This is a genomic window from Streptomyces bugieae, from assembly GCF_036352915.1.
GTDB lineage: Bacteria > Actinomycetota > Actinomycetes > Streptomycetales > Streptomycetaceae > Streptomyces > Streptomyces endophytica.
In genome coordinates, this window is sequence record NZ_JAZBJP010000019.1 from 105,591 (window position 1) to 129,576 (window position 23,986).

The window sequence follows — 23,986 nt, forward strand, 5'->3', positions numbered from 1 at the left end:
GCCGCGATCATCGCCCCACACCGGAAACGGCCCGGAAACTCCGGAAAACAGGAACGCCCGGGGCTACCAGCCTCCGGGCGCACACAACGTTCATGGGTACCACAACTGCAACGTCCTTCGACGGTAGCACACGGCGCGGACCAACCCGCCTGTTCAGGGCGCGGTGCGCGGCAGGGTCACGGTGACCTCCAGGCCGTGCGGCGGGTGCGGGGCGTAGGCGATGGTGGCGCCGCCGGCGGTGAGCAGGGCGCGGGTGATCGACAGGCCGAGCCCGGAACCCGAGACGTTCTGGTGGCGGCTGCTGCGCCAGAAGCGGTCACCGACCCGCGCCAGTTCGTCCTCGGTCAGCCCCGGGCCGCGGTCGGCCACGGTGATCCGCACCCGCTCGCCGTCCGGTGCCACGCGTACGGTCACGGGCCGGCCGGCCGGGGTGAACTTCAGGGCGTTGTCGACGACGGCGTCCAGGGCGCTGGAGAGGGCGACCGGATCGGCCCAGCCGGTGACCGCGGGCTGGCCCTCGTAGGTCAGCCGGACGCCCTTGTCGTCGGCCATCGGGCGCCAGGAGTCGACGCGCTCGGCGGCCAGCGCGGCCACGTCGGTGAGCTGCAGGTCGGCGGCGGTGTGCTCGGCGAGGGCGAGGTCGAGCAGATCGTCCAGGACCCGGGCCAGCCGCTTGCCCTCGGTGCGCACCGAGGCGATCTCCTCGTTGCCCTCGGGGAGTTCGAGGGCCAGCAGCTCGATCCGCAGCAGCAGCGCGGACAGCGGGTTGCGCAGCTGGTGGGAGGCGTCCGCGACGAAGGCGCGCTGCTGTTCCAGCACCTCCTCGACGTGGTCGGCCATCTCGTTGAAGGAGCGGGCCAGCCGGCGCAGTTCGGGCGGTCCGGCGGTGCCGGCGACCCGGGACTTCATCCGGCCGGTGGCGATGTCGTGGCTGGCCGCGTCCAGGACCCGTACGGGCCGCAGCACCCAGCCGGTGAGCCGGAAGGCCGCGCCGACCGCGACGAGCATCGCCGCGCACTCGCCGGCCGCGATCAGCAGCCAGCCGTGCAGGATCCGGGCGCGCATCTGCCCGGTGGGCGAATCGGTCATGACCACCGCGACCACGTCGCCGTCGCGGATCACCGGAGAGGCGACCGGGACGCGGCCGTCGTCGTCCCACGGCCAGATCTGGTGCGGGTCGTGGCTGCGGCGGCCGGCCAGTGCCTCGCTGAAGGCCCGGGCGCCCTCCCCGTCGCGGGGCACCGGCATGTCCTGCGGGGCGGCGGCCATCGGCGAGCGGTCGCGGTAGAAGACGCCGGCCCGGATCCCGTACAGGCCGTAGTAGCGGGCCAGCTCCGTGCGGAGGGTGGCGCGCCGCTCGTCCTCCTCGGGCGTCTTGTGCCCGGCGTCGGCATCGGGGCGGGCGGTGACGAACTGGGCGAGCGAGGCGAACCGGGCGGCGTCGTCGATCCGGTCGACGACCACCTTCTGCTGCTCCACGCCGGCGGTGATGACGCCGAGCGGGATGCCGAGCGCGAGCAGCACACCGGCCATCAGGACGATGAGGAGCGGAAGGAGTCGGGTGCGCACGGGCCCGCGGCGGCCTTCAGGGAGCCTGGGAGGCCGGGGAGGCCGGCACGACCAGGCGGTAGCCGACGCCGCGGACGGTCTCGATCAGGGCGGGCATGCGCAGTTTGGCGCGGAGCGAGGCGATGTGCACCTCCAGGGTCCGGCCGGTGCCCTCCCAACTCGTCCGCCACACCTCGCTGATGATCTGCTCCCGGCGGAAGACCACCCCGGGCCGCTGGGCGAGCAGCGCCAGCAGGTCGAACTCCTTGCGGGTCAGCGGCACCGCGGTGCCGTCCACGGACACCTGGCGGGTGGGGAGTTCGACGGTGACCGCGCCGAGCCGCAGCGGCGCCTCGGGCACGCCCTCCTCGGCCGGCTGCTCCGTACCGCCGGCCGGCGGCACCGCGTTCCGCCGGCTCACCGCGTGGATACGGGCCAGCAGCTCACCGGTGTCGTACGGCTTGACCACGTAGTCGTCCGCGCCCAGGTTGAGGCCGTGTATGCGCGAGCGCACGTCGGAGCGCGCGGTGACCATGATGACCGGGGTCGCGCTGATCTTGCGGATCCGGCCGCACACCTCGAAGCCGTCCTGGTCGGGCAGCCCGAGGTCGAGCAGCACCACCGCGAACGGCTCGGCGGCATCGGGCAGCAGGGCCTTGAGCGCCTCCTCACCGCTGCGCGCGTGGACGACGGACAGGCCGTGCTTGGCGAGCACGGCGGCCAGCGCCGCGGCGACGTGGTCGTCGTCCTCGACCAGCAGCAGTCTCATCGGGCCTCCTTCCCGGGTGCGTGCGGACAGGCCACAGGGCATCTACGGCGATGGCGGGTGCGCGCGTCAAGAGCAGGCCACCTCCCGGCCGCCATCCGTTACCCAGCCGGTACGCCGGTGGCACCGCGCCACGACGGAACCCGGCCGGCCGCCCCCTCCCCCACCCCTTCACCGTGAGTGTCCCGCTGCGACCGGATCGTTATGCTCAAGTTCCCCTCAGATGTAATGACGCTGGTCGCGAGCCGTCACTAGGGTCCTCCCCAACCGAGGAGGACGGAGCTGTACGCCGATGAGTGAAGTATCGGTGACCAAGAACGCCGAGGGTTCCACGCCGGCGGGTGACCAGCTGGTCGTGCTGGACAACGTGAACAAGCACTTCGGCGCGCTGCACGTGCTCCAGGACATCGACCTGACGATCAACCGGGGCGAGGTCGTCGTCGTGATCGGGCCCTCGGGCTCCGGCAAGTCGACGCTCTGCCGCACGATCAACCGCCTGGAGACCATCGACTCCGGCAGCATCACCATCGACGGCAAGCCGCTGCCGCAGGAGGGGCGCGAACTGGCCCGGCTCCGCGCGGACGTCGGCATGGTCTTCCAGTCGTTCAACCTCTTCGCACACAAGACGGTGCTGGAGAACGTGATGCTGGGCCAGACCAAGGTCCGCAAAACGGACAAGGCGGCCGCCGAGCAGAAGGCCCGCGCCCTGCTGGACCGGGTCGGTGTCGGCACCCAGGCGGACAAGTACCCCGCACAGCTCTCCGGCGGGCAGCAGCAACGGGTGGCGATCGCCCGGGCGCTGGCCATGGACCCGAAGGTGATGCTGTTCGACGAGCCGACCTCCGCGCTGGACCCGGAGATGATCAACGAGGTGCTGGACGTGATGCAGCAGCTCGCCCGGGACGGCATGACGATGGTCGTGGTCACCCATGAGATGGGCTTCGCGCGCTCCGCGGCGAACCGAGTGGTCTTCATGGCGGACGGCCGCATCATCGAAGAGGCCGAGCCGAACCAGTTCTTCAACAACCCGCGCAGCGACCGCGCCAAGGACTTCCTGTCGAAGATCCTCCACCACTGAGGCCGCAGTTGGGCCACCATTATTGCCAACACTTGCTGAACCAAAGGATGTTCACCATGAGGATGCTCAAGACGGCCGCGGCCGGTGCGGTGGTGCTCGCGCTGGCGGCCACGGCGACCGCCTGCGGCGGCGAGTCGGGAACGGCCGGCGACAAGCCGGCCGGAGGCGAGGTCTACAGCGGCTCGTACAAGGTCGCCAAGGACGTCAAGGTCAACTCGGCGGTGCTGAAGAAGGCCCAGCAGAAGGGCCAGATCGTCATCGGCGTCAAGGCCGACCAGCCGTTCCTGGGCTACCAGGACCCCTCGTCGGGCAAGTACTCCGGCTTCGACATCGAGATCGCCAAGATGGTCGCGGCCGACCTGGGCTTCTCGGAGAAGCAGATCAAGTTCAGCACGGTCGACTCCAACGTCCGTGAGACCAAGATCTCCGGGCACGACGTCGACTACTACGTCGGCACCTACACGATCAACGACGAGCGCAAGAAGCAGGTCGGCTTCGCGGGCCCGTACTACACCGCGGGTGCGGACCTGCTGGTGCGCAAGGACGACAAGGCCATCACCGGCCCGGACTCGCTCCGCGGCAAGACGGTCTGCTCGATCACCGGGTCCACCCCGCTCCAGGAGATCAAGAAGCCGAAGTACGGCGCCAAGACCCTGGAACTGGGCAAGTACTCGGACTGCGTCAAGAAGCTGATCGACGGCGACGTCGACGCGGTCACCACCGACGACGCGATCCTCAAGGGCTACGCGGCCCAGCGCCCGACGAAGCTCCGCGTGGTGAACAAGCCGTTCACCAAGGAGCCCTACGGCGTCGGCATGGACAAGAACGACAAGGCCCTGCGCGACGCGATCACCACCGCGCTGGAGAACCACATCAACAACGGCGACTACAAGAAGGCGTACGAGGGCACCCTCGGCAAGTCCGGGTCGGCCTACGTCGCCCCGAAGACGCCGCTGCCGCGGTACTGAGGCGCCGGACCGCTTCTCCTGACCGCGCCGCCCCGTACGCCCGCCGTGGCCGGGTGTGCGGGGCGCGCTGTCTTCAACCCGTCTCTTCCCTGCCCGCCGTCGACCCGATGACCGCTACCGCGGAGACCCCATGAACGTACTCCTCGATCATCTGCCCGCGTTCCGTGACGGGTTCCTCGGAACCCTGGCGATCACCGCGGCGAGCGCGGTGATCGCCCTGGTGCTCGGCGTCCTCATAGCCGGATTCCGGGTCTCTCCGATCCCGCCGCTGCGCGCGTTCGGAACGGCCTGGGTCACGCTGCTGCGCAACACCCCGCTGACGCTGCTCTTCCTGATCGCGATGTTCGTCGTGCCCCAGGTGCTCTTCAAGGGACTGAGCCCCTTCGTGCTGGCCATGCTGGCGCTGGGCTTCTACACCTCCTCGTTCGTGTGCGAAGCGGTGCGCTCCGGCATCAACACCGTGCCGCTGGGCCAGGCGGAGGCCGCGCGCAGCCTCGGGATGACGTTCTCGCAGACCCTGCGGCTGATCGTCCTGCCGCAGGCCACCCGCACCGTGCTGCCGCCGCTGAGCAGCATCTTCATCGCACTCACGAAGAACTCCGCCATCGCGGGTGCGTTCAGCGTCACCGAGCTGTTCGGCTTCGCCAAGCTGCTCAGCGACCAGGGGTACGCGATCGCCTGGATCTTCCTGTGGGTCGCGCTCGCCTACCTCGTCATCACCTTCGCCATCAGCGGCGCCTTCCGGCTGCTGGAGCGCCGGATGGGGGTCGCCCGGTGAACGGACGCGACATGGGGGTCCCCCTGGCCGAGGGCTGGGGGCGGAACGACAGCACGTGGGGGCCGCGCGCACGCGGGGCGGAACGAAGTGAGGTAACGGCATGAGTGGGGCCAGCGTTCTCTACGACGTCCCCGGGCCGAAGGCGAAGGTGCGCAACCGCGTCTACACCGTCCTCGGTGGGCTCGCGGTACTCGCGCTGATCGGGTTCGTGGTGATGCGGCTCAACGCGACGGGCCAGTTCGAGCCCGAGCGGTGGGACATCTTCAACAACGCGGGGGTGCGCACCAACATCCGCAACGGCCTGCTGACGACCCTCGAGGTCTTCGCGGTCGCCGCGGTGCTCTCCCTGGTCCTCGGCATCCTGCTGGCGGTCGGGCGGCTGTCGGACCACAAGCCCGTGCGCTGGCTGGCGACCGGGTTCATCGAACTCTTCCGCGCCGTCCCGCTGCTGATCACCATCTACGTGATCTGGGTCCTGCTGCTCACCAACCGCGACGCGCTCGGCCTCAGCGGCGACCAGCCGCAGTTCTGGGCCCTGGTCATCGGGCTGACCGTCTACAACGGCTCGGTCCAGGCCGAGGTGCTGCGGGCCGGCATCGACTCCGTGCCCAAGGGTCAGCGTGAGGCCGCCTACGCCCTGGGCATGAGCAAGACCCAGGTCATGACGACCGTGCTGATCCCGCAGGCCGTCCGCGCGATGCTGCCGACGATCATCAGCCAGCTCGTGGTGACGCTGAAGGACACCTCCCTCGGCTACATCATCACGTTCGAGGAACTGCTCTACACCGCCCGCCTGATGAGCACCAACATCCTCGTCAACGGTGAGGACACCTACGTCCCGTTCATCATCGTCACCGGCTCCATCTACGTCGCGATGTGCCTGGCGCTGTCCGCCCTCGCCAACTGGATCGAGCGGCGCGGCCGGCGGGCGAAGACCGGGATCGGCGTGGCGGCGGCCGGCGAGCCGGTGACCGCCACCGACGCCCTGGAGACCGCGCCCCCGGCCGACGTCCCGGCGGACGCGAAGGACTGACGGTACGACGGCCCGCGCGGCCGGTACGGAACCGTCCGGAGGCGGTGGCAACGGCGCCACCGCCTCCGTCACTTGACGCGAGCGGCCGCAGTGGGTTGCATACGCTGTGTGATCACGCACCGGGCTCCAACTGCCAGTTCCCGCATGTCCCGTACGTACCAGCGGCCTCGGGGAGCGGCGCCGTGGACCCGGTGATCGTCGCCGGGGGCGGGCCGGCCGGCCTCTCCCTCGCACTCGCCCTCGCCCGGCTCGGCGTCCCCTCCATCGTCCTCGACGAGACCACCGGCGAGGAGGACACCCGGCCCGCCCGCACCGCCGTCCTCCGCGAGGACACCGCGGCGTTCGTCGGCCGGCTCGGCTGCGCCGCCACCCTGGAGTCCGCCGGCGCCCGCTGGACGGCCTGGCGGATCATGCGCCGCCGGCGCCTGGTGGAACGCGTCGCCTTCGCCCCGCACCCCACAAACGACGCGGCCGGGCCCGCCGCCACCTCCCCGGTGCACCTCCCCCAGCACGCCCTCACCCGCGCGCTGCGCGCGGCACTGGAGCGGGAGAAGCTCGCCGAGGTCGTCACCGGCAGCCGGCTGACCGACCTCGAACAGGACGAGCACGGCATCAGCGCCCGCACCCGCGGCCCCAACGGGACGTGGTGGCGCGGGAGTTACCTCATCGGCTGCGACGGCCCCCGGTCGACCGTGCGCAAGCTGCTGGACATCCGCTTCCCCGGCCGTACGGCCGTCGAGCGGCACGCGGTGGCCGCGCTGCGCTGCGAACTCCCCTGGCCCGGCGAGGCCCTGCTGCACCGCTCACCGCCCCGGCAGGGCGGCGCACCGGGCAGCGAGGTCTCCGCCCGCCCGCTGGCCGACGGTGTCTGGCGGCTGGACTGGCTGCTGCCCCCGGGGCGCGAACTGGTCACGCCGGACGCCCTGGTCGCCCGGATCCGCGACTCGCTGGCCGGCTGGACCACCGAGTACCCGGTCGAGGCCGGCGACGGTACCGGCACGGACGGGGGCGGCGCCCGGCATTCCGGCCACGGCCGGCCGGTCCCCCCGTACGAACTCCTCGACACCGGCGTGCACACCGTCCACCACCGGCTGGCCCGCTGCTGGCGGCAGGGCCGCGCCTTCCTCGCCGGGGACGCCGCACACCTGCTGGGCGCGCTCGGCACCCAGGGCCTGGACGAGGGGCTGCGGGACGCCGAGAACCTCGCCTGGAAGCTGGGGCTGGCCTGGCACCACGGCGCCACCGAGACGCTGCTCGACAGCTACCAGGCCGAGCGGCGGGGCGCGGTCGCGGCCCGGCTGCGCGCCGCCGACCAGGCGCTGCCGCTGCTGCGGGACGGCCGCTCGGCCCGCTGGCGCACCGTCCTGCCCGGCGCCGCGCGCGGCCGCAGCACACTGCTGACCGACGGCCACCTGGGCCGCGGCCCGCTGGGCGCCCCACCGGTGTACGCCCGCACGCCGCTGGCACCGCCCGCCGCGCACACCGGCGGACCGCTCGTCGAGACGCCGCCGGGAGCGCCGGTGACGGACGTCCCGGTGACCGCGCCGGACGGTTCGGTGGTACGGCTGCGCACCCGTCTCGGGCGCGGGCTGCTGGTGGTGCTGGTGGCGCCCGGCACCACCGTCTGGGACCGCCGGCACTGGCAGTCGGCGGGCCTCATGCCCCGGCTGAGCAGCGCCGCCGCGGCGCTTCCGATGCCCGCCGAAGTCCTGGTCACCGAGTCCTACCCGGGCGCCGCCGCCCACACCGTCCTCCTCGTCCGCCCCGACGGCCACCTGGTCACCGCCCTCGCCCCCGGCATCCGCCCGACGGAACTCCACGCCTGCGCGGAGGCGGTACGGGGCGGCGCACCTGACGACGCATCGGGGATCCCGGGGGCGTATGGGCGGGCGGGGGGCTTGGGGGCCGCGGGGTTTGCCGGGGGTGCGGGCGCCGGGGAGGGTGTCGGAGCCGAGGAGGGTGCCGGGGCTGGAGGTGGTGCCGGGGCTGGGGGCAGTGCCCGGGAAGGTGCACAGGCTGGGGAGGGGGCTGGGTTTGGTGAGGGTGCCGGGGCTGGTGAAGGGGCTGGGTTTGGTGAGGGTGCCGGGGCTGGTGAGAGGGCCCGGGACCGGGAGCGGTACGGGGACGAAGAGAGGGACGAAGCGGGAGGGGCGGACGAGGACGGGGACGAGGACTGGGGCGGGGACTGGGGCGAGGACTGGGGTAAGCCGGGCAGCGGCGCCGGCGCCGACCCTGGAACGAGCGCAGGGGACCGCGAGGGGCACGGCCCCGGCCCGCTGGCGGGCACCGGGGTGGATGCTGGAGCGGGCGCCCGAGAAAGCCGCTGGCCGAGCACCGGCGCAGAGCCCCGCCCCGATCTCCCGGCGGAACCGCCCAGTTGATCCGTCTTGTTGGCCCGTCCCCTTGATCCGGCCCGTTGATCCGTCCCGTTGCCTTGTCCAGTCGATCCGTCCTGTTGGCCGGTCCCGTTGGCCCATCCCGTTGCCTCGTCCAGTCGATCCGTCCTGTTGGCCGGTCCCGTTGGCCCATCCCGTTGGCCCGTCCGCTGTCTCGTCCAGTTGACCCGTTCCGAACCAGCGTGTTTCACTCCGAGAGTGACTGACCACAGCTCGCGGTTCTGGCGGAGGGTCCATCTGGACCTGGTCCGCTATGCGGGCTGCATGTGTCGTCCGTCCTGTTGATCCGCATTTCCTTCCCCGCGCGGCCGCCTGCCCCTGTCCGGCAGCCGCGCCTCTTCGCGATCACTCAGGACGGTTTCCGTGCCCGACGTACGTACTCCCGCGCGCCCGCACGCCCCCGGCAATGACACCGCCGGCAAGGACGGCGGGCCCAGCGCCTCCGCACTCCTCGACTTCGTCCGCCGTACCGCCGCGGACCCGGCACTCATCGCCTCGCTGCCGCTCGACCCGGAAGGCCGGACGTGGATCCGGCTGGACGGGCCGGGCGGCAGCGAGGCCTGGCTGATCGGCTGGCCGCCCGGCACCGGCACCGGCTGGCACGACCACGGCGGCTCGCACGGCGCGTTCGCCACGGCGACGGGCGAGCTGACGGAGCAGTCGCTCACCGCCCAACTGCCCACCGAGGGCTGGAAAACCCTGGAACTCGCCGACGGCGTCGACCGGGAACGCACACTCCGCGACGGCCGCGGCCGGGCCTTCGGCCCGCACCACGTCCACCAGGTCCTCAACACCTCGCCGGACACCCACGCGGTCTCCGTGCACGCCTACTACCCGCCGCTGCCGCTGATGCGCCGCTACAGCCGCACCGGTCAGGTACTCCGGCTGGAAGAGGTCGAGCGCCCGGAGGAGTGGTCGTGAGCGCCATCGACGCCCTCCTCGCCGACGCCCGCCGCCAACTGGGCCGGCGGGTCGACCCGGAGAAGGCGGCCGCCGTCCAGCAGGCGGGCGGCCTGCTCGTCGACATCCGTTACGCGGAACTACGCGACCGCGACGGCACCATCCCCGGCGCCCTGATCGTGGAACGCAACGAACTGGAGTGGCGCCTGGACCCCACCAGCGCACACCGTGCGCCGGAAGCGACCCATCACGATCTGCCCGTCGTGGTGATCTGCAACGAGGGCTACGCCTCCAGCCTCGCCGCCCTCTCGCTCCGCCACCTGGGCCTCCACCAAGCCACCGACCTCACCGGCGGCTTCCAGGCCTGGCGCGCAGCGGGCCTGCCGGTCGGGGGCGAGAACCCGCGGTGATGTGGGCTATGGGGTGGGGGCTTCCGCTCCCTCTGCCCCGGGGGCCCCGCCCCGCCCCCACCCACCCCACTCCCCCGCCCCACTTCAGCCCAGCCCTGACCGCCTCGGGACGCCGACGTCGCCGGAGGTCGAACGCTGACCGCGCCGGAGCCCGACCGCCGGCGGTGCCGGAGCCTGACCGTCCCGGAGCGCTGGTCGTGGACAGTGCCAAAGCCCGCGCCCAAGCCCGCGCCCCTCAGCGCCCACCACATCCGGAGCCGGCCGTCCCCGAACATCCACTTCGACTCAAGGGGAACCCCCGCCTCGACTCAAGGGAAGCACCCACCTCAGCTCAAGGGGAGCACCCACCTCGGCTCAAAGGAGAGCACCCACCTCGGCTCAAGGGCAGCACAGACGTAGCCTTCGTACCGGTCCCGATCAGTCCCCCGGCAGATGCTCTTCCAGGAGGTCAGGGTCCTCGCCCTCTTCCTCCAGGGCCTGTCTGACCACGCGGAGGGCCAGGCCCTCCGGGTAGCCCTTGCGGGCCAGCATTCCCGCCAGGCGGCGCAGGCGTTTCTCGCGGTCCAGACCCCTGGTCGTGCGCAGCTTGCGGTCGACCAGTTCGCGGGCGGTGGACTCCTCCTGCTCGGAATCGAGGCGGCCGACCGCCTCCTCGATCAGTGCGGAGTCCACGCCCTTCGTACGCAGCTCCCGGGCCAGGGCCCGCCGGGCCAGGCCGCGCCCGTGGTGGCGGGACTCCACCCAGGCGTCGGCGAAGGCCGCGTCGTCGATCAGCCCGACGTCCTCGAAGCGGGACAGCACCTCCTGCGCGGCCTCATCGGGGATGCCGCGCCGGAGCAAGGCATCCTCCAGCTGTTTCCGGGTACGCGGACTCCCGGTGAGCAGGCGCAGGCAGATGGCCCGCGCCTGCTCCTCGGGCGTACGCGGTGGTCCCGCCTCGGCCCTCGACGAGGCGGGTTCGCCCTCGCCGAAGGCGAGAGCGGAACCACCGCCGTTCTCACGGCCACGGCCACGTCCGCCCCTGCGGCCGCTACGGGTCTCGGCGTCACCGGCAGCGCTGCTGATCCCGTCCGCGCTGTCCGGCCATTCCGTTCGCCGTGTCATGGCGGGCTAGCTCTTGGCCGCTGCGGCCTTGGAGCCCTTGGCGCTCTTCGTCGCCGCGGCCGGAGCCGCCGGGGCCGCGTCGGTCGCCACGCCCGCGGCGTCCGCGCCGGGCTCCGCCGCCGGGTCCTGCGGCTTGACGCCGATGCCGAGCTTCTCCTTGATCTTCTTCTCGATCTCGTTGGCGAGATCCGGGTTGTCCTTGAGGAAGTTGCGGGCGTTCTCCTTGCCCTGTCCGAGCTGGTCGCCCTCGTACGTGTACCAGGCGCCGGACTTGCGGATGAAGCCGTGCTCCACGCCCATGTCGATCAGGCCGCCCTCGCGGCTGATGCCCTGGCCGTAGAGGATGTCGAACTCGGCCTGCTTGAAGGGCGGCGAGACCTTGTTCTTGACGACCTTGACGCGGGTGCGGTTACCCACGGCTTCGGTGCCGTCCTTGAGGGTTTCGATGCGGCGGATGTCCAGGCGCACCGAGGCGTAGAACTTCAGGGCCCGGCCACCGGTCGTGGTCTCCGGCGAGCCGAACATCACGCCGATCTTCTCGCGGAGCTGGTTGATGAAGATCGCCGTGGTCTTGGACTGGTTGAGCGCGCTGGTGATCTTGCGCAGGGCCTGGCTCATCAGCCGGGCCTGGAGGCCGACGTGGGAGTCACCCATCTCGCCCTCGATCTCGGCCCGCGGCACCAGGGCGGCGACGGAGTCGATCACGATGAGGTCGAGCGCGCCGGAGCGGACCAGCATGTCCGTGATCTCCAGGGCCTGCTCGCCGTTGTCCGGCTGGGAGAGGATCAGGGCGTCGGTGTCCACACCGAGCTTCTTGGCGTACTCGGGGTCGAGGGCGTGCTCGGCGTCGATGAACGCGACGGAGCCGCCGGCCCGCTGGGCGTTCGCGACCGCGTGCAGGGTAAGGGTCGTCTTACCGGAGGATTCCGGGCCGTAGACCTCGATGACGCGGCCTCGGGGGAGGCCGCCGACGCCCAGGGCGACGTCGAGGGCGGTGGATCCGGTGGGGATGACCTCGATGGGCTCCTTCGACCGCTCCCCCATGCGCATCACTGCGCCCTTGCCGAATTGCCGTTCAATCTGTGCGAGCGCGGCGTCCAGCGCCTTCTCGCGGTCAGTGCCTGCCATGGGTTCCACCCGATTTGCTTGAGTCGATCGCTTCACGTCCATGACGCTAACGCCTGCCACTGACAATGCGCCCGGACCCGGCTCCGGCCTGTGGATAACTTCGCGGAATCCCCGAAATCACGGGCCGGATCTCTCATGAGAATAGCTGTTCGATTTTTGTGTCAAGCGCTGCGCCGCGCCGTATCCGCGCGGGTCGGGCTGCCGGCAACGTCCAGGCGCGGTCCTCGACGTCACCCCGCGTCCGGCGTGCCCTGCTGGGCGGCGTCCTGCTGGGCGGCGGTGTCCTGCCCCGCCGCATCCTTCCCGCCGTGCCGGGCCTCCTCGCGATCGGCGGCGTGGCGCACGCGGGCGAGGATGTCGGCGGCGCGTCGGCGGCGGGCCTTGCCGTGGACCCGGAGGTCTTCGGGCACGGCATAGCGCTTGACGTACGCGCCGAGGAAGGCCTGCAGGGTGGCCGTGGCCGGGATGGCGATCAGCGCGCCCACCGCGCCCATGAGGGCGGTGCCGGCGACGACCGATCCGAAGGCGACGGCGGGGTGGATGTCCACCGTCTTGGCGGTGATCCGCGGCTGGAGGAGGTAGTTCTCGAACTGCTGGTAGATCACGACGAAGGCGAAGACCCACAGGGCGTGCCAGGGGTCGACGGTGAAGGCGATCAGGATCGGCAGCGCGCCCGCGAGGTACGTGCCGATGGTCGGGATGAACTGGGAGACCAGGCCCACCCACATGCCCAGCGCGGGGGCGTACGGCACGCCCATGAGCTCCAGCAGGACGTAGTGGGCGAGGCCGGAGATGAGCGCCATCAGGCCGCGTGAGTAGAGGTAGCCGCCGGTCTTGGCGACGGCGATCTCCCAGGCCCGCAGCACCTCCTCCTGGCGGCGGGGCGGGAGGACGGAGCACAGCGCGCGGCGCAGCCGGGGGCCGTCGGCGGCGAAGTAGAACGAGAAGAGGGCGACGGTCAGGAGATTGAACAGGCTGCCCAGCACCGTCGCGGAGACGGCGAGCACGTTGTTGGCGCTGTCCTGGACGTACTTCTGCAGCCAGTCGGACCGGAGCAGGTTGTTCTGCACCTCGACCCGGGAGAGGTGGGTGTGCAGGGTGCTGTTGATCCAGCTGATGACGGAGTCGAGGTACTGCGGGAATTCCTCGACCATGGTGACTATCTGGCCGGCGAGCATGGAGCCCAGCAGTGTGAAGAAGCCGGCCGCGGCGACGAGGATGCCGAGGAAGACCAGGCCGGTGGCCAGGCCGCGCCGCATGCCGCGGGCCGCCATCCAGGAGACGGCCGGTTCGACGGCGAGCGCCAGGAAGAACGCGATCAGCACGTTCAGCAGCAGCGAGATGAGCTGGTGGAATCCCCAGGTGGCGAGCTGGAAGCAGGCCACGAGGGCGAGCGCGAGCACCATGGCTCGCGGCAGCCAGCGCGGCATCCGGGCGTCGGACCGGGCGTCCGGCCGGTCCTCGGGGCGGGGGACGTCGTTGCTGGTGATCTCTTCAGACACAGGCACGAGGCCAAGTGTCGCGCACCGCGCCGACAACTCCGTCCACGCGCGGGGGCAGCCGCTTCAGCGCCTGTCGGGCGGCACGTCCATGACGGCGCAGACCACCCGCCACACCTCTTTGGCGCTCCATCCGGCGTCCAGTGCTTCCTGGACGGTCCGGCCGCCGAGGCCGGACATCACGTGATCGCGCGCGAAGGAGTCGGCGTACGCCGCGCCGAAGTGATCCGCCATCCGCTGCCAGAAGACCGTCAACCGCATGCCTCCAGTATCCCGCCCTGGGCTGGCAGGGGTGCGCGACCCGGTGCCGCCGGAGGAATTCGGCCCTACGGTCGGGCCATGGCCGAAAACGTAAGTCCTCCTTCGACCCCTCTGGCGCGTGCGGAGCGATTCCTCTGGCTGACCGCCCGGGTGCTCGAGCAGCGGCTCTTCGAGTACGACTTCCTCGGCGGCGGGGCGGACCCGGTGGAGACCGCGCTCGCCGCGTACCGCAACGACGACGACGGCTTCGGCCACGCCCTGGAGCCCGACCTGCGCGGACCCGTGAGCCAGCCGCTGCACATCGCGCACGCCCTGAAGGTCCTGGATCTGATCGGGCGCTGTGACGGCCGTCAGGTGGAGCGGATCTGCCGCTATCTGACGAAGATCTCGACTCCCGAGGGAGCGCTGCCCGCGCTGCACCCCTGCCAGCGCGGTTACCCGGCCGCCCCGTGGATCCCGGTGGTCGACGATCCGCCGAGCGCGCTCCTGGCGACCGGCCCAGTGGTGGGCACGCTGCACCGCAACGAGGTGTGGCACGCCTGGCTCTTCCGGGCGACGGACTACTGCTGGGCGGCGGTGGAGTCGCTGAAGGGGACCCATCCGTACGAGGTGGAGGCGGCGCTGGCGTTCCTGGACGGTGCGCCGGACCGGCCGCGGGCCGCCGCGGCGGCCGAGCGGCTGGGGCGGGTGGTGCGGGAGGAGGGTCTGGTGCTGCTGGATCCGGGGCGGGCAGCGGATGTCCCGGTGGCGCCGGGGTACGCCCCCGGGGAGCATCACTTCGCGTACGACTATGCGCCCTCGCCAGGTTCCCTGGCCCGCGGCTGGTTCTCCGACGAGGAGATGGACCGGGCGCTGGACCACCTCCTGGTGCTCCAGGAGGAGGACGGCGGCTGGCCGGTGAACTGGCGGATCTGGGCGCCGGGAACGGCACTGGAGAGCCGCCCGATGGTGACGCTGAAGGCGCTGCGGACCTTGCGGGCGTACGGGCGGCGGCTGGACTGAGCGACCGGTCCGGGCCGGTCGTCCCCCCGGCCCGGACCTCTTGGGTGAGCATGCGGGCGGCCCCTCCCCTGGGGGCCGCCCGCTGCTGCGTTCGTCGGCCGCCCCGGGGGAGCGTGTCCGCCGGGGCGGGGCGTCAGCGGGGCGGGGCGTCAGCCACCCAGCGCCCGTACGCCCGCCGTGACCGCCACGGCGACGCCGACGACCAGCAGGAACGGCGCCCGCAGGACGAGGGCGACGGCCGCGGCGGCCACTCCCGCGGCCTTGGCGTCGAGCATCAGGTGGTGGCCGTCGCTGAAGGTCTGCTGTGCGGTGAGCGCGGCCAGCAGGGCCACCGGGAGCAGCGCGGCCAGCCGTTTGACGAGCGGGCGCTCCAGGACGCCGGCGGGCGCCGACAGGCCGAGGTACTTGACCAGGTAGCAGCCGACGGCGGTGGCGGCGATGGCGATCCAGACGTTCATGCCCGCTTCTCCTCGGTGGCGGGGCGGTCGTGCGCGTCGCCGTCCGCCGTGTGTGTCGTGTCGTTCCCGGTGCCCTGCGCCCGTTCGCGGCGGCCCTGTACGACGAGGACGGCGGGGGCGGCGAGGGCCGAGAGCAGGACCGGCACACCGGTGGGCAGCAGCGGCAGCGTGGTCATGACCAGGACGACGGCGAGGCCGGCCGCCACCCGCTCGACGGTGCTCCGCAGCATCGGGGCGAGCAGCGCCAGGAAGACCGCGGGGCTGGCGGCGTCCAGGCCCCAGGCCTCGGTGTCGCCGAGCGCCTCGGCCCCGAGGGCGCCGATGAGGGTGGTGAGGTTCCACAGGGCGTACAGGCTCAGGCCGGTGACGGTGAAGCCGAGCCGGGCGCTGCGGCGGTCGGGCTGCGCCAGGGTGACGGCGGTGGTTTCGTCGATGACCCAGTGGGCGGCGAAGGGCCGGGCCGTCGCCCGATAGCCGAGGACGGCGGAGAGCCGCAGTCCGTAGAAGGCGTTGCGCACGCCGAGGAAGAAGGCTCCGGCCGCGGCGGTGAGCGGGTTGCCGCCCGCGGCGAGCGCGCCGACCAGGGCGAACTGCGAGGCGCCGGTGAACACGAGCAGGCTCAGCGCGCAGGTCTGGAGCAGGCTGAGGCCGGCGCCGGCCGAGGTCACGCCGAACGCGAACCCGGAGAGGCCGACGGCGATGCCGACACCGAGGGCGTCCCTGATGACGGCGGAGTCGGGTTTGGCGGGCCGTGCCGGTTCCGGCGGCGCGGCCTCCTCGGTGGTGCGTATGTCTGTCTGTTCTGCCACGCCCGGGACCTTAGGCGGGGGCGCTCCCGGTGGTCTTGTACGTTCTTGCGCCTCCTGCCGGGCGCGGGCGGCTCAGCGGGCGCGTTCCTTGCGGTACGCGCCGGGCGGTACCCCGACGATCCGGGTGAAGTGGCGGTTCAGGTGCGGCTGGTCGGTGAAGCCGACCGCGACGGCGGTGTCGGCGGGCGGGTGGCCGGCCTCCAGGAGGCTGCGGGCCCGGCGGACCCGGGCGTCGGTGAGCCAGGCGTGCGGGGGCATCCCGTAGGCGGCCTTGAAGGCCCGCAGCAGGGCGAACGGGCTGGTGCCGAGGTCGTGTGCCAGCTGTTCCAGGGAGGGCGGGTCGGCCATCCGTTGCTCCAGTACGGCACGGGCGCGGGCCGCGTTGCGCGCGCCCGCGCTGCGCGGGGTGCGGGCCGGGAGGGGGCCTCCGTAGCGGCGCAGCAGCCGGGCGACGGTGAGGCGCAGCAGGCTGTCGGCAGCGAGCGCGTTGCCCGCCTCGGCGGCCCGGTGGACGTCGGTGATCATGCGGGCGAGCCGGGCGTCCTCGGCGACGGTTTCGGTGAAGGCCGCGGTGCCGCGCAGGGCCGTGGTCTCATCGGCTATCTCGGCGACGATCTCGGACGACGGGTAGAGGGTGGCGTAGGTCCAGCCTTCGGGGGCGCCGGCCCGCGCGGTGTGGGCGACCTCGGGGTTGATCATGATGATGCCGCCGTGGCCGGCCCGGACGGTGCCCTGCTGGAGGCCGACCTCCTCGATGCCGGAGGTGACCGCGCAGACGACGTAGCCGTCGTGGGCGTGGCGGGGGAAGGCGTGCCGTACGTAGCGGGCGCGCAGCAGATCGAGGCCGGGCAGGCCGGGGTAGCGCCAGTGCCGGGCCCACTCCCCGCGCGCCCGCGGCGTGGCGTCCGCGCCGGGTGCGCCGTCCGCGGCCGCGCCGTCGCCGCTGACCGTGATCATGTCCCCATTCTGCGTCCGCTCCGTGCGCCCGTGACCTGGGGGTCCGCGGGGTGGACGGCGGGCGGGGCGGTCCGCCGGCGGCCGGGCGGGGCCGCGTTGTCAGTAGTCCGGTGCACGATGGGGAACATGGCCAAGTCAGCGCTCGACTCGTTCTCGCCGGCGACCCGCGAATGGTTCGCCGGGGCGTTCCGCGCGCCCACCGCCGCGCAGGTGGGCGCCTGGCAGGCGATCGGCGCGGGCTCGGACGTCCTGGTGGTGGCGCCGACGGGCTCCGGCAAGACGCTCGCCGCGTTCCTCGCGTCGCTGGACGCGCTGGCTTCCACGCCGCCGCCCGCGGAGCCACGGAAGCGCTGCCGGGTGCTGTACGTGTCACCGCTGAAGGCGCTGGCCGTCGATGTGGAGCGCAATCTGCGCAGCCCGCTGACGGGCATCCGGCAGGAGTCGGTCCGGCTGGGCCTGCCGGAGCCGGACATCAGGGTCGGGATCCGTTCCGGGGACACGCCCCCGGCGGAGCGCCGGGCGATCGCCAACCGTCCGCCGGACATCCTCATCACGACGCCCGAGTCGCTGTTCCTGATGCTGACGTCCTCGGCGCGGGAGGCGCTGGCGGGCGTCGAGACGGTGATCGTGGACGAGGTGCACGCCGTCGCCGGCACGAAGCGCGGGGCGCATCTGGCGCTGTCCCTGGAACGGCTGGACGAGCTCCTGGACCGTCCGGCGCGCCGGATCGGGCTGTCGGCGACGGTGCGCCCGGTGGAGGAGGTGGCCCGCTATCTGTCGCCGCGGCGCCGGGTGGAGATCGTCCAGCCGCCGTCGGGGAAGCGCTTCGACCTGTCGGTGGTCGTCCCGGTGGAGGACATGGGCGAGTTGGGCAGCGCCCCGGTCCGGGAGGGCGAGGCCGGTGAGAAGCCCTCCATCTGGCCGCAGGTCGAGGAGCGGATCGCCGATCTGGTGCAGGCGCACCGCTCCACGATCGTCTTCGCCAACTCGCGCCGCCTGGCGGAGCGGCTGTGCAACCGCCTGAACGAGATCGCCTACGAGCGGACGACGGGGACGGCGCTGCCCGAGCACCACTCCCCCGCGGAGCTGATGGCCGAGGCCGGTGCCGCGAAGGGCGCGCCGCCGCTGCTGGCACGGGCACACCACGGCTCGGTGTCCAAGGAGCAGCGTGCCCAGGTGGAGGAGGACCTGAAGGCGGGCCGGCTGCCCGCCGTGGTCGCCACGTCCAGTCTGGAGCTGGGCATCGACATGGGCGCGGTCGACCTGGTGGTGCAGGTGGAGTCGCCGCCGTCGGTCGCGTCCGGTCTGCAGCGGGTGGGCCGGGCCGGCCATCAGGTCGGGGCGGTCTCGACGGGCATCGTCTTCCCGAAGTACCGCGGCGATCTGGTGCAGGCGGCCGTGGTGACGGAGCGGATGCGGACCGGTGCCATCGAGGCGCTGCGGGTGCCCGCCAATCCGCTGGACGTGCTCGCCCAGCAGGTCGTGGCGATGGCGGCGATGGACACCTGGGACGTGGAGGAGCTGCTGACCGTCGTGCGGCGGGCGGCGCCGTTCGCCGCGCTTCCGGAGTCGGCGTTCCGGTCCGTGCTGGACATGCTCGCCGGCCGCTATCCCTCGGACGCGTTCGCCGAGCTGCGGCCGCGCCTGGTGTGGGACCGGGTCGCCCAGACGGTCACGGGCCGGCCCGGGGCCCAGCGGCTGGCCGTGACGTCCGGCGGCACGATCCCGGACCGCGGCCTGTTCGGGGTGTTCCTGGCCGGCGGCGACTCCGGAAAGGGTGGTGGCGGTCGCCGGGTGGGAGAGCTCGACGAGGAGATGGTCTACGAATCCCGGGTCGGCGATGTCTTCACGCTCGGTACGACGTCGTGGCGGATCGAGGACATCACCCGGGACCGGGTGCTGGTCACGCCCGCCCCCGGGGTGCCCGGCCGGCTGCCGTTCTGGAAGGGCGACCAGCTGGGCCGCCCCCTGGAGCTGGGGCGGGCGCTGGGTGCGTTCCTCAGGGAGATCGGGGCCGCCGACCCGGAGGAGGCCGGGGGCCGGCTGAGGGCGGCCGGGCTGGACGACTGGGCGGTCTCCAACGTGCTGGGCTATCTCGCCGAGCAGCGGCAGGCCTGCGGCCATGTCCCCGATGACCGCACGATCGTCGTCGAGCGGTTCCGCGACGAGCTCGGCGACTGGCGGGTGGTCATCCACTCCCCGTTCGGCGCGCAGGTGCACGCCCCCTGGGCGCTGGCCCTGGGCTCCCGGCTGGCCGAGCGCTACGGCCTGGACGCCCAGGTGATGCACGCCGACGACGGCATCGTGCTGCGGCTGCCGGACGCCGACCTGATGGGCCTCGACCTCCTCGACGGGGACGGCGGGTTCGGCGCGGCCGGCGATCCGGGGCTGGGTGCGCGCGGCGCGGAGTACGACCCGGAGCAGTCTCCGGTGGGGGCCGCCGATGTCGCCTTCGATCCGGGCGACGTCGATCAGCTCGTCACGGACCAGGTGGGTGGCTCGGCGCTGTTCGCCTCCCGGTTCCGCGAGTGCGCCGCCCGCGCCCTGCTGCTGCCGCGCCGCAATCCCGGCAAGCGCACCCCGCTGTGGCAGCAGCGGCAGCGCGCGGCCCAACTCCTCCAGGTGGCCAGTGAGTTCGGGTCCTTCCCGATCGTGCTGGAGGCCGTCCGCGAATGTCTGCAGGACGTCTTCGACGTGCCCGGTCTGACGGAGCTGATGGGCGACATCGAGGCCCGCCGGGTCCGCCTGGTGGAGGTCACGACCCCCGAGCCGTCCCCGTTCGCCCGCTCGCTGCTGTTCGGCTACGTCGCCCAGTTCCTGTACGAGGGCGACTCCCCGCTCGCCGAGCGGCGGGCCGCCGCGCTGTCGCTGGACTCGCGGCTGCTGGCCGAGCTGCTGGGCCAGGCCGAGCTGCGCGAACTGCTGGACGCCGAGGTGCTGACCGAGCTGGAGCGCGAGCTGCAGTGGCTTTCGGAGGACCGCCGGATCAAGGACGCCGAGGGGGTGGCCGATGTCCTGCGGCTGCTGGGGCCGCTGACCGACGCCGAGCTGGTCGAGCGCGGCGCGGATCCGGCGTGGCCGCGGGAGCTGGCCGCCGCCCGGCGCGCCATCTCGGTGCGGATCGCCGGCGCCGACCGCTGGGCCGCGGTCGAGGACGCCGGCCGGCTGCGGGACGCCCTCGGCACGGCGCTGCCGGTCGGCGTCCCGGAATCCTTCACGGAACCGGTCAAGGATCCGCTCGGCGATCTGCTGTCCCGCTTCGCCCGTACGCACGGGCCGTTCACGTCCGAGCAGGCGGCCGCCCGCTTCGGGCTGGGCACCGCCGTCACGGACGGCGCGCTGCACCGCCTCGCCGCCGCCGGCCGTGTGGTGCAGGGCGAGTTCCATCCGGCGGGCATCGGCCAGGAGTGGTGCGACGCCCAGGTGCTGCGCAGGCTGCGCCGCCGTTCGCTGGCCGCGCTGCGCGAGGAGCTGGAGCCGGTGCCGCCGGCGGCGCTCGCCGCGTTCCTGCCCCAGTGGCAGCACGTCGCCGCGCCGCGTCCGGCCCCGGTGAGCGGCCAGCCGGCGCCGTCCGGCGGCGCGTCGCACAGCCTGCGCGGGATCGACGGTCTGGTGCGCGCCGTCGAACAGCTGCAGGGCGCACCGGTGCCGGCCTCGGCCCTGGAGAAGCTGGTGCTGCCGTCCCGCGTCGGCGGGTACACCCCGGCGATGCTGGACGAACTGACCGCCACCGGCGAGGTGTTGTGGGCCGGCGCCGGTGCGCTGCCCGGCAAGGACGGCTGGCTCTCGCTGCATCTCGCCGACGCGGCGCCGCTGCTGCTGCCGCCGCCGCTCCCGCTGGAGCCGACCGCCCTCCATGAGTCGCTGCTGGCCGCGCTCGCCCCCGGGTACGGCCTGTTCTTCCGCCAGCTCGCCGACCAGGTCCGGGCCACCACCCATCCCGAGGTGACCGATCCCCAACTGGCCGACGCGCTGTGGGACCTGGCCTGGTCGGGCCGGCTGACCAATGACACCCTCGCCCCGCTGCGGGCGCTGCTCGGCTCGGGCCGTACGGCCGGTTCGACGGCACACCGCGCCCGGCGCGCCGTTCCCCGCGGGCGGTACGGATCGCTGGCCATGGCCGCGGGCCACGGCGGCGGCCGCCCCACGGCGTCCCGGTCGGGCCCGCCGACCGTCGGCGGCCGCTGGTCGCTGCTGCCCACTCCCGAGCCGGACCCCACCCACCGCGCGCATGCCCTGGCCCGTACGCTCCTGGACCGGCACGGCATCGTCACCCGCGGGGCGGTCGCGGCCGAGGGCGTCGAGGGCGGTTTCTCCGCCGCGTACCGCGTCCTGGCCGCGTTCGAGGAGTCCGGCCAGGCCCGCCGCGGCTATGTCGTCGAGGGGCTGGGCGCCGCCCAGTTCGCGATGGACGGTGCGGTGGACCGGCTGCGCGCGGTGAACACCCAGCGGGAGCGCACCGTCGACGACGCGCTGCCGGACGGCGGTCCGCAGCGGGCCGTGGTGCTGGCCGCCGCCGATCCGGCCAATGCCTACGGCGCCGCCCTGTCCTGGCCCGATCCGCCCGAGGGCTCGACGCACAAGCCCGGCCGGAAGGCGGGCTCCGTGGTGGTCCTGGTCGACGGTGAGCTGACGCTCTACATGGAGCGTGGCGGCAAGACCCTGCTGATGTGGCCGCTGGGCCAGGACCCGTCCGGGGGTGCGACGGATCCCCGGCTGCGGACGGCGGTGGAGGCGCTCGTCGACGCCGCCCGCGCCGGCGCGCTGGGCACGATCACCACCGAGCGCATCAACGGCACCGCCGCCCTGACCTCCCCGTTCGCCGCCGCCCTGGAATCCGCCGGCTTCCATCCGACGCCGCGGGGGCTGCGGCTGCGCGGCTGACGGCGCCGGCGGACCGGCATGATGGGGGCATGCCCGAAGGTGACACGGTCTGGCGGCTGGCGCAGCGGCTGCACGAAGCGCTGGCCGGCCGGCCGCTGACCCGCTGCGACCTGCGGGTGCCCCGGTTGGCGACGGTGGATCTGACCGGCCGCGGGGTCCTGGCGGTGGTCCCCCGCGGCAAGCATCTGCTGACCCGTTTCGAGGGCGGTCTCACCCTCCACTCCCATCTGCGGATGGACGGCGCCTGGCAGATCTACGCTCCCGCCGAGCGCTGGCGCGGCGGGCCGGCCCATCAGATCCGGGCGATCCTCGGCACGGCGGAGCACACCGCGGTCGGCTACCGCCTCCCGGTCCTCGATCTGCTGCCGACGGCCGAGGAGCCGCGGGTCGTCGGCCATCTGGGGCCCGATCTGCTGGGCCCCGACTGGGATGCCGCCGAGGCGCTGCGCCGGCTGCTCGACGCGCCGCGGCGGCCGCTCGGCGAGGCCCTGCTCGACCAGCGCAATCTGGCCGGCATCGGCAACGTCTTCAAGTCGGAGCTGTGCTTCCTGCTGCGCGCCTCGCCCTGGCTGCCCGTCGGGGAGCTGCCCGCGCCGGAGCGGGCGCCGGCGCTCGCCAAGAAGCTGCTGGAGGCGAACAAGCGGCGCCCGGCGCGTACCACCACGCCCAGCGCCCGCCCGGACCGCCGGCTGTGGGTCTACGGCCGGGCCGGCCGCCCCTGCCTGCGCTGCGGTACACCGGTCCGCTCGGCCGACCAGGACCCCGCGGCCGAGGAACGCGTCACCTACTGGTGCCCCCGCTGCCAGCCCGATCCCCCAGGGAATTGACGACCCGTCAGCTCGGGCCTACCCTCCCGGCATGCCCCTGCCCGCGTACGACCTCACGGGCCGCACCGCGATCGTGACCGGCGCGGCGAACGGAATAGGCCGTGCCACCGCGGTGCTCCTCGCCGAGGCCGGCGCCACGGTGCACTGCGCGGACCTCGACGAACAGGGCGCGCGGGCGACCGCCGCGGCACTCACCGCGTCCGGCGGGACCGCGTACGCCCACCGCGTCGACGTCACCCGCCGGGCCGAGGTCGCCGCCGTCGTCGAGGCGGCCCGCGCGGCCTCCGGTCGGCTCGACGTGATGGCGAACATCGCCGGAATCATGCACTCCGCCCCCGTCCTGGAGACCGCGGACGCAGATCTGGACCGGGTGTGGAACACCAACTTCAAGGGGGTGCTGTACGGCTGCCAGGAGGCCGCCCGGGCCATGATCGCCACCGGCACCCGCGGCTCCCTCGTGACCATGGCCTCCGGAGCGATCGACACCGGCGCACCGGGCCTGCTCTGCTACGGGGCCGCCAAGGCCGCCGTCGTGCAGCTGACCAGGACGCTGGCCACCGAGGTCGGCCGGCACGGCATCCGCGTCAACGCCGTCGCACCGGGCTGGATACGCACCCCGATGACCGACCGCCCCACCGCGGAGGCGCAGCAGCGGGCGGAGGCGCCGATGATCCGGATGTCACCGCTGGGACGGGTGGGAGAGCCGGCGGACGTCGCGCACGCCGTGCTGTACCTCGCGTCGGACGCCTCGTCCTTCACGACCGGCCAGATCCTCCGCCCGAACGGCGGCGTCGCCATGCCGTGGTGAACGTCATCCGGGCCCGCCGGAGCACGGCCCGCCGGCGCCGACCCTCGTTCCGTCCCGTCCACGGCACGCAGTGCACGGGCAGCAGGCTCAGGCCCCAGCCACCGAGCACCACGGCGCCCTCGACCAGGCCCGCCGTCTGCGGCCAGAACGTCAGCCGGAGCACGGCACACCACCACAGCCCGCCGACGAGGGCCGCGGATATCCGGCGTCCCGGGACGGCCCGCGGACGGCGGCCGGCCGGCTCACCCTCCGGGAGCCGGCCGGCCGGTCCGCGGGCCGCGATTCCACGCCACGCCATGGCTGCCTCCTCCGGCCGACGCTAGACGGGCCCGCCGTCGGCGGGGAGAGCGCACCGGCGCGTTTGCGGCGCGC

21 protein-coding genes and 1 pseudogene are annotated in these 23,986 nt (G+C 73.2%); 12 read left to right on the plus strand and 10 right to left on the minus strand.

Features of this window, described 5'->3' with window-relative positions:
• Positions 1-153: 153 nt before the first annotated feature.
• The gene (locus tag V2J85_RS25590) at positions 154-1,569 is read right to left on the minus strand and encodes a sensor histidine kinase (RefSeq protein WP_261955331.1); all 1,416 of its coding nucleotides are present in this window, start codon (positions 1,567-1,569) and stop codon (positions 154-156) included.
• A 16-nt stretch (positions 1,570-1,585) separates the two neighbouring features.
• Positions 1,586-2,317 (minus strand): response regulator transcription factor, encoded by a 732-nt coding sequence (locus V2J85_RS25595; protein WP_261955332.1) that lies wholly within the window; start codon positions 2,315-2,317, stop codon positions 1,586-1,588.
• Positions 2,318-2,606: 289 nt separating this feature from the next.
• Between V2J85_RS25595 and V2J85_RS25600 the strand changes: the two genes are divergently transcribed.
• From V2J85_RS25600 to V2J85_RS25635, 8 genes and pseudogenes are all read left to right on the plus strand, one after another.
• Positions 2,607-3,392, plus strand: a complete 786-nt coding sequence (locus tag V2J85_RS25600) for an amino acid ABC transporter ATP-binding protein (protein WP_261955333.1) — start codon at positions 2,607-2,609, stop codon at positions 3,390-3,392.
• 56 nt (positions 3,393-3,448) lie between these two features.
• The gene (locus tag V2J85_RS25605) at positions 3,449-4,360 is read left to right on the plus strand and encodes a glutamate ABC transporter substrate-binding protein (protein WP_330822839.1); all 912 of its coding nucleotides are present in this window, start codon (positions 3,449-3,451) and stop codon (positions 4,358-4,360) included.
• Between the two features lie 130 nt (positions 4,361-4,490).
• Positions 4,491-5,138, plus strand: a complete 648-nt coding sequence (locus tag V2J85_RS25610; RefSeq protein WP_330822840.1) for an amino acid ABC transporter permease — start codon at positions 4,491-4,493, stop codon at positions 5,136-5,138.
• A 100-nt stretch (positions 5,139-5,238) separates the two neighbouring features.
• Complete coding sequence (locus V2J85_RS25615) at positions 5,239-6,171, plus strand: amino acid ABC transporter permease (RefSeq protein WP_261955336.1); 933 nt, start codon at positions 5,239-5,241, stop codon at positions 6,169-6,171.
• 182 nt (positions 6,172-6,353) lie between these two features.
• Positions 6,354-8,025: pseudogene (locus V2J85_RS25620) on the plus strand (FAD-dependent monooxygenase); the annotation flags it as partial.
• A gap of 740 nt (positions 8,026-8,765) precedes the next feature.
• Positions 8,766-8,852, plus strand: coding sequence for a putative leader peptide (locus V2J85_RS25625; RefSeq protein ID WP_311044721.1), 87 nt, complete (start codon positions 8,766-8,768; stop codon positions 8,850-8,852).
• 78 nt (positions 8,853-8,930) lie between these two features.
• Positions 8,931-9,488, plus strand: a complete 558-nt coding sequence (locus V2J85_RS25630; protein ID WP_261955338.1) for a cupin domain-containing protein — start codon at positions 8,931-8,933, stop codon at positions 9,486-9,488.
• Positions 9,485-9,877, plus strand: coding sequence for a rhodanese-like domain-containing protein (locus V2J85_RS25635; RefSeq protein ID WP_330822843.1), 393 nt, complete (start codon positions 9,485-9,487; stop codon positions 9,875-9,877). The genes V2J85_RS25630 and V2J85_RS25635 overlap by 4 nt, the downstream gene beginning before the upstream one ends.
• Before the next feature lie 417 nt (positions 9,878-10,294).
• Here V2J85_RS25635 and recX read toward each other — a convergent pair whose 3' ends face one another.
• From recX to V2J85_RS25655, 4 genes are all read right to left on the minus strand, one after another.
• The gene (gene recX, locus V2J85_RS25640; RefSeq protein ID WP_261955340.1) at positions 10,295-10,981 is read right to left on the minus strand and encodes a recombination regulator RecX; all 687 of its coding nucleotides are present in this window, start codon (positions 10,979-10,981) and stop codon (positions 10,295-10,297) included.
• Between the two features lie 6 nt (positions 10,982-10,987).
• Positions 10,988-12,109, minus strand: coding sequence for a recombinase RecA (gene recA / locus V2J85_RS25645; RefSeq protein WP_261955341.1), 1,122 nt, complete (start codon positions 12,107-12,109; stop codon positions 10,988-10,990).
• Between the two features lie 230 nt (positions 12,110-12,339).
• Positions 12,340-13,617, minus strand: coding sequence for an AI-2E family transporter (locus V2J85_RS25650; protein ID WP_419836834.1), 1,278 nt, complete (start codon positions 13,615-13,617; stop codon positions 12,340-12,342).
• Positions 13,618-13,674: 57 nt separating this feature from the next.
• Positions 13,675-13,869 carry a DUF3046 domain-containing protein gene (locus V2J85_RS25655; RefSeq protein ID WP_261955342.1) on the minus strand — a complete coding sequence of 65 codons (195 nt, stop codon included), beginning with the start codon at positions 13,867-13,869 and terminating at the stop codon, positions 13,675-13,677.
• Positions 13,870-13,947: 78 nt separating this feature from the next.
• On the opposite strand from V2J85_RS25655, the gene V2J85_RS25660 reads away from it, so the two are divergent.
• Positions 13,948-14,871 (plus strand): hypothetical protein, encoded by a 924-nt coding sequence (locus tag V2J85_RS25660; RefSeq protein WP_330822844.1) that lies wholly within the window; start codon positions 13,948-13,950, stop codon positions 14,869-14,871.
• 149 nt (positions 14,872-15,020) lie between these two features.
• On the opposite strand, the gene V2J85_RS25665 is transcribed toward V2J85_RS25660, so the two are convergent.
• From V2J85_RS25665 to V2J85_RS25675, 3 genes are all read right to left on the minus strand, one after another.
• The gene (locus V2J85_RS25665) at positions 15,021-15,329 is read right to left on the minus strand and encodes an AzlD domain-containing protein (RefSeq protein ID WP_201809792.1); all 309 of its coding nucleotides are present in this window, start codon (positions 15,327-15,329) and stop codon (positions 15,021-15,023) included.
• Positions 15,326-16,138, minus strand: a complete 813-nt coding sequence (locus V2J85_RS25670; RefSeq protein WP_419836835.1) for an AzlC family ABC transporter permease — start codon at positions 16,136-16,138, stop codon at positions 15,326-15,328. Before V2J85_RS25670 ends, V2J85_RS25665 begins: the two co-directional genes overlap by 4 nt.
• A gap of 72 nt (positions 16,139-16,210) precedes the next feature.
• Positions 16,211-17,095: an AraC family transcriptional regulator gene (locus V2J85_RS25675; RefSeq protein WP_261955344.1), complete on the minus strand. Its 885-nt coding sequence runs from the start codon at positions 17,093-17,095 to the stop codon at positions 16,211-16,213.
• A 126-nt stretch (positions 17,096-17,221) separates the two neighbouring features.
• Here V2J85_RS25675 and V2J85_RS25680 point away from each other — a divergent pair, with 126 nt between their 5' ends.
• The 3 genes from V2J85_RS25680 to V2J85_RS25690 are packed head-to-tail and all read left to right on the plus strand — an operon-like array spanning position 17,222 to position 23,614.
• A complete protein-coding gene (locus tag V2J85_RS25680; protein WP_330822846.1) occupies positions 17,222-21,979 on the plus strand; it encodes an Lhr family helicase in 4,758 nt (1,585 codons plus the stop codon).
• A gap of 29 nt (positions 21,980-22,008) precedes the next feature.
• Complete coding sequence (locus V2J85_RS25685) at positions 22,009-22,806, plus strand: Fpg/Nei family DNA glycosylase (RefSeq protein WP_330822847.1); 798 nt, start codon at positions 22,009-22,011, stop codon at positions 22,804-22,806.
• Positions 22,807-22,837: 31 nt separating this feature from the next.
• Positions 22,838-23,614 (plus strand): SDR family NAD(P)-dependent oxidoreductase, encoded by a 777-nt coding sequence (locus V2J85_RS25690; protein WP_330822848.1) that lies wholly within the window; start codon positions 22,838-22,840, stop codon positions 23,612-23,614.
• Here V2J85_RS25690 and V2J85_RS25695 read toward each other — a convergent pair.
• Positions 23,562-23,912: a hypothetical protein gene (locus tag V2J85_RS25695; protein ID WP_315975445.1), complete on the minus strand. Its 351-nt coding sequence runs from the start codon at positions 23,910-23,912 to the stop codon at positions 23,562-23,564. The genes V2J85_RS25690 and V2J85_RS25695 overlap by 53 nt on opposite strands.
• Positions 23,913-23,986: the final 74 nt, after the last annotated feature.